General features: G+C 52.2%; 13 protein-coding genes. 3 read left to right on the top strand and 10 right to left on the bottom strand.

The window, feature by feature from the left end:
• Positions 1–52: 52 nt before the first annotated feature.
• A complete protein-coding gene (locus F3J37_RS15700) occupies positions 53–1,513 on the top strand; it encodes an MFS transporter (RefSeq protein WP_166934291.1) in 1,461 nt (486 codons plus the stop codon).
• Between the two features lie 81 nt (positions 1,514–1,594).
• Here the strand turns inward: F3J37_RS15700 and F3J37_RS15695 are convergent, their stop codons facing one another.
• Positions 1,595–4,057: a membrane-bound PQQ-dependent dehydrogenase, glucose/quinate/shikimate family gene (locus tag F3J37_RS15695; RefSeq protein ID WP_240154109.1), complete on the bottom strand. Its 2,463-nt coding sequence runs from the start codon at positions 4,055–4,057 to the stop codon at positions 1,595–1,597.
• A 726-nt stretch (positions 4,058–4,783) separates the two neighbouring features.
• On the opposite strand from F3J37_RS15695, the gene F3J37_RS15690 reads away from it, so the two are divergent.
• Positions 4,784–5,890, top strand: a complete 1,107-nt coding sequence (locus F3J37_RS15690) for a Fic family protein (protein WP_166934289.1) — start codon at positions 4,784–4,786, stop codon at positions 5,888–5,890.
• A gap of 91 nt (positions 5,891–5,981) precedes the next feature.
• Here F3J37_RS15690 and F3J37_RS15685 read toward each other — a convergent pair whose 3' ends face one another.
• The 3 genes from F3J37_RS15685 to F3J37_RS15675 form a co-directional block, all read right to left on the bottom strand.
• Positions 5,982–6,356 carry a YebG family protein gene (locus F3J37_RS15685; protein ID WP_045834108.1) on the bottom strand — a complete coding sequence of 125 codons (375 nt, stop codon included), beginning with the start codon at positions 6,354–6,356 and terminating at the stop codon, positions 5,982–5,984.
• Positions 6,357–6,430: 74 nt separating this feature from the next.
• Positions 6,431–7,225, bottom strand: coding sequence for an SIR2 family protein (locus F3J37_RS15680; protein WP_034829783.1), 795 nt, complete (start codon positions 7,223–7,225; stop codon positions 6,431–6,433).
• A complete protein-coding gene (locus tag F3J37_RS15675; RefSeq protein ID WP_166934287.1) occupies positions 7,222–7,782 on the bottom strand; it encodes a non-canonical purine NTP pyrophosphatase in 561 nt (186 codons plus the stop codon). Before F3J37_RS15675 ends, F3J37_RS15680 begins: the two co-directional genes overlap by 4 nt.
• 412 nt (positions 7,783–8,194) lie before the next feature.
• Here F3J37_RS15675 and F3J37_RS15670 point away from each other — a divergent pair, with 412 nt between their 5' ends.
• The gene (locus F3J37_RS15670; protein ID WP_034829781.1) at positions 8,195–9,556 is read left to right on the top strand and encodes a putative bifunctional diguanylate cyclase/phosphodiesterase; all 1,362 of its coding nucleotides are present in this window, start codon (positions 8,195–8,197) and stop codon (positions 9,554–9,556) included.
• A 45-nt stretch (positions 9,557–9,601) separates the two neighbouring features.
• Here F3J37_RS15670 and F3J37_RS15665 read toward each other — a convergent pair whose 3' ends face one another.
• From F3J37_RS15665 to F3J37_RS15640, 6 genes are all read right to left on the bottom strand, one after another.
• Positions 9,602–9,934, bottom strand: coding sequence for a hypothetical protein (locus F3J37_RS15665; RefSeq protein ID WP_166934285.1), 333 nt, complete (start codon positions 9,932–9,934; stop codon positions 9,602–9,604).
• 440 nt (positions 9,935–10,374) lie between these two features.
• The gene (locus F3J37_RS15660) at positions 10,375–11,280 is read right to left on the bottom strand and encodes an ABC transporter substrate-binding protein (RefSeq protein WP_166934283.1); all 906 of its coding nucleotides are present in this window, start codon (positions 11,278–11,280) and stop codon (positions 10,375–10,377) included.
• Entirely contained in the window at positions 11,280–12,074 is a 795-nt protein-coding gene (locus tag F3J37_RS15655) for an amino acid ABC transporter ATP-binding protein (RefSeq protein ID WP_058962363.1), read from the bottom strand. Before F3J37_RS15655 ends, F3J37_RS15660 begins: the two co-directional genes overlap by 1 nt.
• Entirely contained in the window at positions 12,058–12,978 is a 921-nt protein-coding gene (locus tag F3J37_RS15650; RefSeq protein ID WP_097117852.1) for an amino acid ABC transporter permease, read from the bottom strand. The genes F3J37_RS15655 and F3J37_RS15650 overlap by 17 nt, the downstream gene beginning before the upstream one ends.
• 9 nt (positions 12,979–12,987) lie before the next feature.
• Entirely contained in the window at positions 12,988–13,500 is a 513-nt protein-coding gene (locus tag F3J37_RS15645; RefSeq protein WP_166934281.1) for a GNAT family N-acetyltransferase, read from the bottom strand.
• A 9-nt stretch (positions 13,501–13,509) separates the two neighbouring features.
• A complete protein-coding gene (locus tag F3J37_RS15640; RefSeq protein ID WP_097117850.1) occupies positions 13,510–14,442 on the bottom strand; it encodes an ABC transporter substrate-binding protein in 933 nt (310 codons plus the stop codon).
• Between the last annotated feature and the right edge of the window lie 18 nt (positions 14,443–14,460).

Here is a 14,460-nt window from a genome sequence, read left to right as displayed (position 1 = left end):
CCATCCGGCCAGCCCTTAACAAACCATTATAAAAACAACGGAGTACCCTACCGTGCTGAAAAAAATTTCGCTGAGCGAGTCGATCCCCCCGCCGATGACCTGGCGTGACAACTTCACACCAGAAGAAGGCAAAGCATTTGGTGCGCAACTCTCTGCGCGTCTGGAACGCTTACCTGCCGCCCGCCCGCTGTGGCTGATTATTTTTGCACTGGCGTTGGGGGGGTGGTTTGAAGTGTATGACGTGTTCCTGACCGCCTATATCGGTCCCGGTATGGTGCGTGAGGGGATTTTTTCCCACGGCAGCCATAACTTTTTTGATCCCCATAGCCTGGGGGCGTTTGTCGCGGCGATGTTCCTCGGGGTTTTCCTCGGCACCTTGTTGATTGCCAATCTGGCCGACCGCATCGGGCGCAAAAAGGTGTTTATTATCGCATTACTGGTTTACGCGATCGCCAGTGGCATTATGGCGTTTCAGCACCATCCGTTTTCCATTGTGTTCTGGCGCATTGTGTCGGGGATTGGCGTTGGCGCCGAGCTGGTCACCATTGATGCCTATGTCTCCGAATTCATTCCGGCGCGTCTGCGCGGCAGATCTTATGCCTTCGTGCAGGCCATCCAGTACACCTCGATTCCGACCATCGCTTTCCTCTCATGGCAGCTGGTCCCCCAGGAAATTCTCGGCCTGAGCGGCTGGCGTTGGGTGGTGTTGTTTGGCTGTATCGGCGCGGTGCTGGTGTGGATCCTGCGCATGGGCTTACCCGAAAGCCCGCGCTGGCTGGTTGAGCAAGGCCGTTACAAAGAAGCGGAAGACGTGGTACGCAGACTGGAAGCGCGCGTGGCTAAATCCACCGGCGCGGCGCTGCCTGCCATTGATAACCATTTGTTGCAACCCATTGAATCTATACCGGCAGTGAAAAATGAGATGTGGCGTCCGCCTTACCGCCGTCGCACCCTCATGCTGCTGGTATTCAACTTCTTTCAGTCGATTGGCTATTACGGTTTTGCCAGTTGGATCCCGACACTGCTGGCAGCAAAAGGTGTGACCTTTACCCACAGTTTGCTCTATTCCTTCCTGATTGCTTTTGCCAGCCCGTTGGGGCCGCTGGTGGCAATGACCTTTGCCGATCGCATTGAGCGTAAGTGGCTGGTGAGTGGTTCCGCGCTGGCCATTGCCCTCGTCGGCACGGTGTTTTCCTGGCAGTCGCAACCGGTGATGCTGGTGACGTTGGGACTGCTATTGTCGCTGGCCAGCACCTGTATGACCTTCTCCTACCGAGCCTATCAGGCCGAACTGTTCCCGACGCGTTTCCGCGCTAAAGCGATTGGATTGGTCTATTCGGTGAGTCGTATCAGCGGCATGTTGTCAGGTTTTACCATTGCCTGGGTGCTGAGTGAGATGGGGGTCAGTTCAGTGTTTGCCGTGATTTCCGGCGCGATGGCGATTGTGGTGTTTACCATTGGTGTATTTGGTCCACGCACGCTGAATCGCCGCCTGGAAGAGGTGAATCCCTGAGAACGTGATGACCACAGAGATGTGATGACAATGTGTTTATGGCGGGATTAGGCCGCAGCCTAATCCCGTTTTCAATGGTGGTTATTTCTGTTCAGGCAGCGCGTATGCCAGCACATAATCGCCCACCGGCGTCTCCATAAAGTGATGCCCTGCCGCGACAATCACCAGATACTCACGTCCATTTTGCGTGTAGATCATGGGGTTGGCCTGGCCTCCTGCAGGCAGTTCCGTGCTCCACACTTCCTTACCGGTTTTCATGTCGATGGCGCGGATCAAGTCATCGGTGGCTGCCGCGACAAAGATCAGGCCGCTGGATGTCACCACAGAGCCGCCATTATTCGGCGTACCAATGTTAATTGGCAATCCGGTTGGCAGACCAAACGGGCCATTGCGACGTGCGGTGCCCAGTGGACGATCCCAGATAGTGCGGCCATCACGCAGGTCAATGGCGCGGATGCCACCGTACGGCGGCTCTTTACACAGCATGCCGGTGTACGGCAAGCGCCAACCCGCATTCACGTTCACCGCGTAAGGCACGCCGATTTGTGGATCGCCTGCCCCTTCCGCATGACCGGTATCGTGTGGGTTATACGGGATTTCATCGCGGGGTTTCCAGCCCATCGCATCGGCTTTCGCACGCGGCACCAGAATGTTGTAGTTCGGCATATCGTTGTAGTTAGCAATGATGATGCCGCGAGTCGGATCCACTGCCACACTGCCCCAGTCAGAACCGCCGTTATAACCCGGATACTCAATCGAATGACGATCGGCTTCCGGTGGTGTGTACTGCCCTTTATAACTGGCTTGCTGGAACTGAATGCGGCACACCAACTGATCCACCGGTGTTAAGCCCCACATATCCTGCGGCGTAAGGTCCGGTTTGCTCAGGTGATGGAACAACGAATAAGGCTGGGTTGGCGAACGCTGATCCGGCTCAACGCCGCCGCCGGGTACAGGGCGTTCCTCCACACCAAACAGCGATTTACCGGTGCGGCGATCTAACACATAAATCTCACCCTGTTTGGTCGGCATGATAATTGCCGGTGTCTTACCGCCGTTTTTATCCGGATAATCCACCAGCGTGGGCTGAGAACCGGGATCGTAATCCCACACATCTTTGTGTGCTGTCTGGAAAGTCCAGGCCGGTAAGCCGGTATCGATATTTAATGCCGTCAGTGAGACCGAATACTTGTTTTCGGCAGGCGAGCGCGTACCGCTCCAATAGTCACCGGAGGAGTTCCCGACCGGCAGATACACTAATCCTAACTTGTCATCACCGGTGAACGAGGTCCAGACATCCGGTGAACCGCGTTTATAGGCATTAGGTCCTTTCTTCGGTGTCGCCGTATCCGGGTCGGCAGCATCCCATGCCCATTTCAGCGCGCCCGTGCGCACATCATAGGCTTTGATGACGCCCGGCGGGCCAAATGCGCGCTGTCCATCGATCGTCTGATGTCCCACTACCAACGTGTCGCGTATCACCACCGGCGCTGAGTTGATAGCCACATAGCCGTCGTAGGTTTCCCCCATATCTTCTGCGAGATTGACCGTGCCCTGATTGCCGAAACTGCGGCACACTTCACCAGTTTTAGCGTTCAACTCAATGATGCGGGCATCCAGCGTACCGAGAATGATGCGCTGCTGGCAGTCACTGTTATCACCGTTCGGTGCAACAGCCGTTTCCTGTCCAGTGGTTGCATGGCTGTTGGTCTGGCTGTCATACCAGGTCAACCCACGACAGGCGGCGGTGTACGGAATAGATTTGTCGCTGACTTTCGGGTCAAAATGCCACTTCTCTTTGCCGGTAGTGGCATCCAGCGCGAACACCATATTGCGTGCGGTACAGGTATAGAGCGTATCGCCCACCTTAATCGGGGTGTTTTCACCGCCCCAACGCGCTTTGGGTAAATCACCGGTGCGGAATTGCCAGGCCAGCTTGAGGTCTTTCACGTTATCCGGGGTAATCTGGCTGGCATTGGCGAAACGCTGCGATGCCAGAGAACCGCCGTAGGTATACCAGTCACCATTGTCTGGCGTGGACGCTTTCCCATTACCGGTATCCGCCATGAAGTTGGCCGAACCCGCAGCGGGTACATCGGTAGCCGGCGTTTCATTAAGTGGTGCAAAGGGCAGCGCAGCCGCAATCACAAAGGCGACAATCAGCACGGCCGCCAGCGCGCGTGAAGCACCCCGACTGACGCGCGGCGCCAGATTGGGTAACTGAAAGGCAAACACGATGCCGAGAATCAGCATCAAGGCAAAGCGCGGCACCCAGCGCCAGTAATCCAGCCCCGATTCCTGGATGGTCCAGATCAGCGTACCGACAAACACCAGCGCGAACCAGCCTGCACCGCTGGTGCGCTTCATGAATATCAGTACAGCAGAGATGATCAGCCCTATGCCGGCCAGCACGTAGTACCAGTTTCCGCCTAAGGCCACCAGCCAGCCCCCGCCTGCGGCCAGAATAATCCCCAACAACAGCAGAATAAGAGCAAATAGTTTATTCCAGAACGAAAGTCTGGGTATTTGGTTTGCGATGTTCAAAATAATGTCCTTTGCCATAAACGATTGCAGGATTGTGTGTTTTTTAAACTTCGCGATTAACTCTAGAATATCTGGAGGGTTATGCCGGGATATTTGGCAAATATGTTCAATAAGCGGCACTTTTTATCCGCTTAAATTCTTTATAATTTCTGTGATAAATGGTTTAGCGAAGCGAGACCCAACACCTTTTCTCTGCCTGGATCATTTTTTACCTGTGCATTTCCGCGACAAAATCCTGCTGTTTTTGATCTGGCGCAAGATCGTCATCTCATCATCCTGTCAGCTTATTCGTTACAGGGCACATGACGCCAAATAACAAGAGGAATGCATCATGACAGGTAAATTAGGCTTAACAGGATTGCTATTGGTTTGGCTGGTGTATGTGGCGTGGATGGTGAGTTACTACTCCGGAACATTTTCACTTTTCACCCATTGATCTGCTCTCCATCACTGCTACAACCAAAGTCACTTCATTCTTACTGATGGCGGCGCTCAGGCCGCCATCAGGCACTTAACTCCTTTTCCACTGCCGCGAAAATTTCAGCCTGAAATCGCCACACCTTTAGCCTTCTCATAGGACTCAAATTCGCATATTCACTGGCGTTTGAGCCGATTAAATCGTATCATTCAGCTCAATATACGAGCCGAATAACCACTTTTATGGCTCAGAACATGAGCCTAATAGCATCACCTTTTGGCTCATTGGCAAATGAGATGAGGCGAATTATGTGGATATGGCAGCAACCTGAGTGGCCAAATTTTCGCTGGCAGGAGGAAAAACTCCTGCCACGATTGCGCTATCTTCAGCAGCAGCGCGGCATTTTGCTGGGCCGCGCAAGCATCTCCGATAACACCGATACGCAAACGCTGAATACGCTACTCGCCAATATCCTGTCTTCCTCCGCCATTGAAGATGAGCGTGTTAACGCCGAATCGGTCAGATCTTCCCTTGCGCGGCGATTAGGTGTCTCGCTGGAACAGCCCTATCCCGTCTCCGAACGATCCGAAGGACTGGCCACCATGATGATGGATGCCATCACCCAGCGCGATACGCCACTCACCTTTGAGCGGTTATGCCAGTGGCATCAGTGGCTTTTCCCGTCGAGTGAATGGACGATTAAGCGTCTGAACGTGGGTGGTTTGCGCGGTGAGGAGCCGATGCAAGTGGTATCCGGGCGTATCGATCGCCCAACCGTGCATTTTGAAGCACCACCGCGCGACGGGCTTGAACTGCAGCTTGATGAGTTTATTCGCTGGTTTAATCACAGCCATAACGAGGTTCAACTCGATCCACTGCTGCGCGCTGCCATCTGTCATCTGTGGTTTGTTACGCTGCATCCATTCGATGATGGCAACGGTCGTATTACGCGCGCGCTGACGGATTTGGCGCTGGCACAAGCAGACAGCCAAAGCATCCGTTTATATGCCATGTCGTCATCGATTCTCACCCGGCGCGCAGATTATTACCGGATTTTGCAAGAGACACAGCGCGGCGATTTGGACATCACGGCCTGGATTCTGTGGTTCCTCGATGTGCTCAATGACAGTCTGGAAGAGGCGCTGGCATCGGTCACGCGGATACAGAACAAAGCGAAATTCTGGCTGATACATCACAATGCCCAATTGAACGCTGAACAAAATCGCGTATTGAATCGCTTACTGGATGGCGGAGAACAAGGGTTTGAGGACGGCATCAGCGCCAGCCAATATCAAAAAGTGGCGAAGGTCAGTAAGGCCACGGCGACGCGCCATTTGACGGAATTACTGGAGAAAGGTTGTCTGGAGAAATTACCGGGCGGTGGGCGTAGTACGCGTTATCAGATCAAGCTGTAAAGTTTAGTGAGGCAACAGGAGCGACCTTCTCGCCGCTCCCAGCTCTCAGCTCTCAGCTCTCAGCTCTCAGCTCTCAGCTCTCAGCACAGTATCAGGCAGCTTTAACCGCGCGCACTTTCTTTTCGGGTTTACCGGTGTCTGCTTCGGCAGAAGCTTCAGATTCCGCAGAGGTTTCAGATTCCGCAGAGGCCTCAGTCTCGACTTCAGCTGACGCTTCTTCCTTTACCGCATCCGGTAATTTGCTGGTACGCAGGATATGCTGCACCGCATCCTTCTGTTCAGCCAGTAACATGCCTAACGCTTCAGCCTGTGCCTCATCCAGTTCAGGCTGATGCTGCTGCAGCCAGTCGGTGAAGGCGTCCGCCATATCGAGCATTTTGTCCCAGGCATCCGCGTCTTTTTTATTGGCAAACGTCATTTTTTCTTCACCCTTTCTGACAACAACATATTTGGTTTCGACTGCCATGATGCACCTCGGTTAACTGTATTTATATACAGTATATTCTAAGCAAACTTTTTTGAGCAAACATTTTCTGCTCATTAAGCCAGTAATTCTTCCAGGAACGTCGCCAGCGCTTTGCGCGGATCGTCCTCTTCTGAAACGATCATTTCGATGCCCCACTGCCCCAGCACTTCTTTAGCCACCGGATTATTGCGGTTGGTAAACAGGTAGGATTTCGGCCGTGCGGTCGCTAATCCCGTGCGGCCCCACATTTTCGTCAGGCGGTAGAATAACAGACGAATGTTAAAGTCACTGATGCTGTAACCGACAAACAACACCGAGTTGCCCATCACGTCATGCGTCAGTTTGATATCCAGCGGCGAATCGAAATAGAGGCGCTCAAAGTAGCTGCTCTCATCCAGCACGATGGACGTATCATCGTCAAAATCACCATGAAGTTTAATGATATGACGCTTGTCTTCGGTCAATGACACCAAATCTGCGGCATTCGCCACTTTGCTGTACGGCACATTGTGAGCTTCGTGCGCCATCTCCAGCCAGCGATCGTAATTGGTGGTATAGATGCGTGAGAAGTTACCTTGGGTGATCATGGTGTGAATTTCAGAGCTGCGCACGTCAATATCCGGGCGATGCCACTCACGATCCATCCAGCTGCGTAACGGACCGAGCGAACCTTTGCGCTGCTTGTAGTACTCCGCCAGCGAAAGATGTGTGCCATAAGTATTAAAGATCTTCGGATCGTAACCCAGTTCTTTGGCCAGATGCGCAATCAGCTCATGCCACTCCGGCAAACCCAGATTGCGTGAAATACCCGCGCCCGCAAACAGGATCAGTTTGCCTGCATCGTAGGCGCGTTTGAGTTCCGGTTTCATGCCAGTCCCCGTGATGTTTTTAAAAAGGTGGCGAAGCGATCCAGTGCCAGGCGGCGCATGGATATTTCGTTTTTGAATTCACCCATTTCAGCGAAGGTCTGCGAATGGCCTTCTGGAATGAATACGCAGTCCCACTGAAACTCGCGCGGTCCGGCCGGTGCCGGTGCGATGGTGCCGCGCAGCTCGCCCTCAAACTGGTACATTTTACGGCCATCGCAATAACCCAGCACGGTTTTGGCGGTCACGCTTGGGGTGTCCAGCCCGCTGACCAGTTTAGTGAAGCGCTCAGCGTTCAGTCGGCTCCAGAAAATGCGCGTCAATCCGGCAGGCAAACCATTCAACCCATCCAGATACAGGCCGGTGTGCTCAACAAACAGTGGACGCCCAATGATGGAAAAGGCTTTGGTGAGTTTGTCACGTACCAGTTCAACTTCATTTTCTGTTTGGATCTCTTCGATGCGGCGGGCGATGGGAATGACTTCGACGCCGACCGGCTCCAGGATGGTGCGCACTTCGGTAAGCTTTAGCTCATTGGCAGATAGAAAGCGTATTTTCATTGCAACCAGTCGTTTTAAAGTGGGTTTCACAATCGGGCCAGGCCAGGCTGAATACGTGTCCAGCGCTTGTTGTTTTTGCCTCTGGCACTGCAACTACCTTAAGGCATTTAGATTTCATTCTAACGTGTGGACTTGCCATAGGGTAGGCACAATCGCGGTAATCATAAAATGCGCTGCGAGTTTTCAACCTCTTTTAACGCGCCGCATGCAGGCGGAAATAATCGACTTAAGTCACCTCAATCGGCCAGTTTTACCCGGATAAATGCTCATTTCCTCTAACATAGGTCAAATCATAATGCAGCTTGAATGAGTGTAAATAACGTGAAAACAGTTATGACAGCCGTCACGCTTTTCCTTAATATACCTGACTGAAAACATTAAATAATTATGACTATAAAACTGAGAATAGCTAATGATCTCTTATTTCAGTTCAGGATTTTCAATCATTCGCAATCTGCCGTTTGTTTTGAAAGGCGATAGCCTGGAAAAGAAATTGCGTTTAACCTTGTTGATCGCCGGGACATCCAGCATTGTTGCCGGTATTTACATGGTGTTGTTTAACGTTGTCAGGGGTCACCATGACATTGCCTGGTTATATGCTGCCAGCACATTACTGGGTGGTTACATCACCAGTGCGGCCTTCTGCAGTGGCTTAAAACGCAACCTTTACATCATCGTGCATGCACTCTTATTCAGTATTATCCTGCTACTATTGCTGGATAATTATCATTCAATTGTTAAGCGCTCGGAATACAATTATCTGATGGCTCTGACCATCGGTTCCGCGCTGGTACTACGCCAGCAATCAAATTACCTCAGTAAAATTTTTCCTCTCATTTGCCTGGCGTTTTATCTGCTGTTTATCGCCACGGGATTAACCTGGCAAAGTGGGGCTTTCAGGCTGAGCATACCTGAGGAACCTGGCTTCTATATTGTTAACTGCAGTGTGTCGATTATCGCGCTACTGTTAACCGTGTTTACGTCACGCGGTGATTATTCGGAGACAGACCTAATTAAACGGGAGCTTTCCAACGCCATCGAAAAGAACCAACTGGAGCTGTACTATCAGCCACAGGTGGATACCAATAAAAAGTTGATAGGCTTCGAAGCCTTACTGCGCTGGAAACATCCGGTTAAAGGTTTTATCTCGCCCGAGGTGTTTATTCCTGTGGCGGAGAAAAGTGGGCTGATTATTGAGATTGGCAAATGGGTGATGGAGAGAACCCTGCAGCAAATGTCTGACTGGGATCGCATGTATCATCTTAGTAATTTGATGTTTTCGATCAATATCAGTCCACTGCAGTTGATGCATCGCGATTTTACCCAGGATACTTTGCTGACGCTCTCACATCACAAAATCAGTCCGGAAAGATTAAAGTTTGAAATAACTGAAACCACCTTTATTTACGATCAAAAAAGAATCAGCAGTGTCATTGAGCACTTCAGTCAGTTAGGCATTAAATGGGCGATCGATGATTTTGGTGTAGGCTATTCATCGCTGAAATCGATCAGTGATTTCGCGATTGATGATATCAAGATCGATAAATCGCTTATCATGCATATTTTTGACAATGAATCCGCCGCCATTGTGGTACACAAAACGATTGAACTGTCGCGTGAAATGGGATTGAACGTGCTGGCTGAAGGGATCGAAAGCGAAGAGTATTTCGACTACCTGCGCGACAAAGGCTGTAACCTGTTCCAGGGGTATCACTTTGCCCGTCCACTCCCTGCGGGAGAGGCTGCGCTTTGGATCCGTAAAGCCACCACATAAGAGACTTTTGCAATGGCGGCGGCTGAGCCGCCATTGTGCACAGGATTAAAATATCGCTTTGGCGATCGTTAACGCCAGTCCTAACGTGACGAGTTGCATTGAAACCATCCATTTGGTTTGTTTGTTCAGCGCCTGGTACAGATCGCCCCTGATCGCCAGTACATCCGCCTTGGTCGCGTAATTTTCCTTTATAGACGCAACATCGGCTTTCACTTCTCGAACCTCCGACCGTAATTCTGCTATTTCTAATTTGACTTCAACGATTTCCGTCCTGACTCCAGCCATATCCTGTTTAGTGGCGTAATTCGATTTAATAACGGCAACATCTGTAGCGATGATGGCAACCGTCTCTTCCAGTTTCCTGACTCTTGACTCCATGAAAACGCCCCCCAATCTCGGCCGCTTAATTTCTCTGCACTGTAGGGATTGCGCGTGGCAGATATTAAGTTGACCTCTTATATTTTCAACTAACATGTTAACCCCAATCTTTTATACGTTGATTGGGTAATGCAGGTTAAGCCAGACTCATTCAAAATCCTTTTTACTCTTTTTCAATCTCACATTCCCTCTGGAAACACCAATATGACACCTTACCGAGAGGCTAAACAATACCGATCCTTGTAAGAGAAGATAAAAAACCATCTGAAGCGATTAATTAAATGCAAGGCGAGTTTATTTCACGGTCAAAAAATGAGATTTACCGTTTAATTCATGCCAAAAAAAATAAATAAAAGAATGAATAAGTTCACAACAACGCTGAAAAGAAAGAACTCACAACAATCAAGCTGTGAGTTTTCTCTCAATTAACAAAAAATCATTTATTGATAAACAATCCCAGGCGGATTGACCTGTGACGCCTCCACGCCCTCCTCCTGTTCTCCCCAGCGTGCCAGCACTTGTTGGTACTGTCCGCTGGTTATCGCTCCATTGATCGCCTGCTGTAATGCCACATCCAGCCCATTACCTTTTTTAGTCGTCACTGCCACCCAGGCGCGGAACGGACCGTGACCGACGATTTTGGTTTGACCGCGTGACGCCACTTTCCATGCCGCCATGGCTTGTGGGCCAAAAGAAGCATCCGCGCGACCGGAGAGCAACGCCAGCGTCGCTGAAGCATCATCATTGAGATAAATCGGCTGAACCGGTGCCAACCCCTGTGCACGATTTTTCGCATCCCAACTCAGTAAAATTTTCTCCTGGTTGGTACCGGAGCCCACAATGATGCGTTTACCCGCCACGTCCTCGCGCCCTTTGATCGCCGTGATCGCACTGTCCTTTTTCACGGCGAACGCATGGTTATCCGCGCGGTAAGTCGCGAAATCGAACTTCTGTTTCCGTTCTTCCGTCACCGCGATATTAAACATCGCCACATCATATCGTCCGGCGGTGAGGCCCAGCGGCCAGTCTTCCCAGGCGGCAGGCACCAGCTTGAGTTTCAACCCCAAACTGTCGGCCAGCAGCCGGGCGAAATCAGGGTCGCTACCAATCAGCGTTTTATTGTCTGATGCCCACAAGCCAATCGGCGGGGAATTGGATGCGGAAGTCGCCACCGTCAAATATCCCGGCGTCAAAAAATGAAAACCGGCCGGAATTTTGGCAATGGCTTGCGGGTTAGCCGGAATGTGGATTGGCGTTTCGTTGTTTTTTGCATCCAGCGTTTCTGCGGCAAACAGTGGCGAGCTGAACAACCATGCGGCCAGCGCGCTGACTATCACTCTTTCCATTACAGCACCCGCGCCAAAAATCTTTTCGTACGCTCATGACGCGGTTGGTTCAACACCTGGTGCGTACTGCCTTGTTCGACGATACGACCATCAACCATAAACACCACCTGATCCGCCACTTCGCGCGCAAAACCAATCTCGTGCGTGACAATCACCAGGGTGGTGCCAGAGCGTGCCAGCTTCTTAATCACGTCCAGCACCTCACCCACCAACTCGGGATCGAGCGCCGAGGTCGGTTCATCAAACAGCATCACGCGTGGATTCAGCATCAACGCACGTGCAATGGCGATGCGCTGCTGCTGGCCACCTGACAGATGCCGCGGCCAGGCATCAGCTTTATGGCGTAATCCCACGATATCCAGCAATTCTCCCGCCCTTTCAATCGCCTCGCGTCGTGACAATTGACGATGGGCAATCGGTGCTTCAATCAGGTTGTCTAAAACCGTCAGATGGGGAAATAAATTGAAGTTCTGAAACACGTAACCGACGTTGATGCGCTGGCGCAAAATCGCTTTCTCTTTCAGCTCATACAACTTGTCACCACGACGTTGATAACCGATGTAATCGCCGTCGATTTGAATAAACCCTTCATCCACGCGTTCCAGATGATTAATGGTGCGCAGTAGCGTGGATTTCCCTGATCCTGACGGGCCAAGAATCACCGTCACCGAGCCAGGTTCCAGCTCCAGCGAGACGTCATCCAGCGCTTTGTGTTTACCAAACGACTTGCTGACGCCGGTAATGCTGATGGCACCAGTGGTATGCAGATTGCGATAATCAATGGCTTCGGACATGGGAAAGCTCCTCATTGGCGGTAGCAGAGCGATTGCGCCATTGACGCCAGCGCGACGGTTGCGGTTCACGTGTCACGCTGCGGGCCAGCCAACGTTCAACGCTGTGCTGCAGCAGTGACAATACGGTGGTGATAATCAGATACCAGGCCGCACCCACCATTAACAGCGGGATCACCTGTTGCGTGCGGTTGTAGATCATCTGGATGGTGTAAAACAGTTCCGGCATCGCCAACACGTACACCATGGAAGTCCCTTTGGCGAGGCTGATGATTTCGTTAAACGTGGTGGGAATAATGGCGCGCAATGCCTGCGGCAGAATGATGCGGAAGGTACGACGGGACGAGGACAAACCCAGCGCCGACGCTGCCTCAAACTGACCGTGATCGACACCCAAAAAGCCGCCGCGAATAATCTCCGCACTGTAGGCGCTCTGCACCAGCGTCAATCCAATCACCGCTGCCGGGAACTGCCCCAGCACATTGATGGTCTGGAAATGGCCCCACGACAGTGCCGTGAAAGGCACGCCGAGCGACAGCGTGTCGTACAGGTAGGAGAAGTTATAGAGAATAATCAGCACCACAATCAGCGGCAGCGAGCGAAATAGCCAGATGTAACCAAACGCCAGCGTGCTCAATAACCATGACGAAGAGAGCCGCGCCAGCGCCAGCAGGCCGCCAAAAATCAAACTCAGCACCGTGCCGAACAACGTCAGTAACAGCGTTTGCCCCAGCCCTGTGAGAATCACCGGATCAAAGAACCAGCGAGCAAACACACGCCATTCCCAGCGGGGATTAAAGGCCACCGAATCAATCACGCTGGCGAGAATAAACAGTGCGACAATCGCCCCGATGATCCGCCCCGGATAGCGTGCGGGCACCACGGTTAAATGTTTTTCCTGACTCATCTCAACTCCTTAGCTGGCCTGCGCCACGCTGTGCACATCAATCACCTTGATGAAGCGTAAACGCCCGTCATGAGGTGGCCGACTGTAGATTTCCATATCTTCGAGTAGCGCAAACTGCGGCTGATAGCCGTGGCCAATATACAGCTGCACGGCTTCCGGCTGACGAAATCCGGTGGTCAGAAACACGCGCTGATAACCGGCGCGCAACGCACGCCGTTCAAGCTCCTGCAAAATCAGCAGCGCCAATCCCTGACGGCGCAGGTCGCTGCGCGTCCAGATGCGTTTAAATTCCGCGGTCACCTCGTCATAAGGTTTATAGGCGCCCATGGCGATGATCTCGCCGTCACGCTCCAGCACGATAAACAGCCCACGCGGCGGCAAGTACCATTCGGTTAATTCCACCTCGTTAGCGCTTTTGAAGAAATCGCCGTAACGTGCCGCATACTCGCCAAACAGACCGGTGATAATCGGCTGCAACTCAGTGGCTTCAGGGTGCACTTCGCGGAAAAATTGCTGGCTCATTCAGCCTCCTTAGTCGCCAAGACCGGCTGGGTTGATTTCAGAGCGATCCAGACGCTCCACGCCTTCACCCCAACGGTTCAGCACCTTGTCGTAATCACCGTTCTTGATCACGCCGTTGAGCGCGGTGTTAATCGGTTGTACCAGACCGTTGTCTTTTTTCACCGTCACCGCAATGTGTGCGGCTTTCGGCCAACCCCCATCCACGCTGCCCACCAGTTTGGTTTGATGAGTTAACGCGGCTTTCCACGCGCCAATCACATTCGGACCGAAGTAGGCATCTGCGCGACCGGACTGCAGCGCCAGCGTTTGTGCGGCATCATCTTTGGTGTACACCGGCGTGAAAGGCTTCAGTCCTTTCGCCTGATTCTCTTTGTCCCACGCCAGCAGGATCGCTTCCTGGTTGGTGCCGGAACCCACAATGATGCGCAGCCCGGCGATGTCTTCGGCTTTGTTCAGGGACTTAATCTGGCTGCTGGATTTCACGTAGAAACCCAGAGAATCTTTGCGATAGGTGGCGAAATCGAAGCGCTCTTTACGCTCTTTGGTCACGGTGACATTGGTAATCGCCGCGTCATATTTGCCGGAAGCCACGCCCAGCGGCCAGTCTTCCCACGAGGTCGGCACCACATTGAGTTTCAATCCCAGGCTGTCGGCCACCAGCCGGGCGATATCCACTTCGCTGCCGAGCAGGGTTTTGTTGTCATCGCTAAATACGGTTAATGGCGGGGAGTTCAGTGCGGCCACTGCCACGGTAAATGAGCCCGGTACGGCAAACTTATGTCCGGCCGGAATTTGCGCCACCGCAGCGGGATTTTCCGCAGTGTTCACCGGTGTTTTATTGGCTTCGATGCTGATCTGCTGACCGTTCACCGCCACGTCTTCAGCCAAAGCCGCACTGCTTAAACTCAGCAACATCAGCGCAATAAGGGATTTCTTCTGCATAGCGTGTTTTCTCTTTAA

The sequence above is a fragment of the Candidatus Pantoea communis genome, from assembly GCF_011752685.1.
Taxonomy (GTDB): domain Bacteria; phylum Pseudomonadota; class Gammaproteobacteria; order Enterobacterales; family Enterobacteriaceae; genus Pantoea; species Pantoea communis.
The sequence above is the reverse complement of the archived record's forward strand: the minus strand, read 5'-3'. Positions and strand labels throughout refer to the sequence as shown.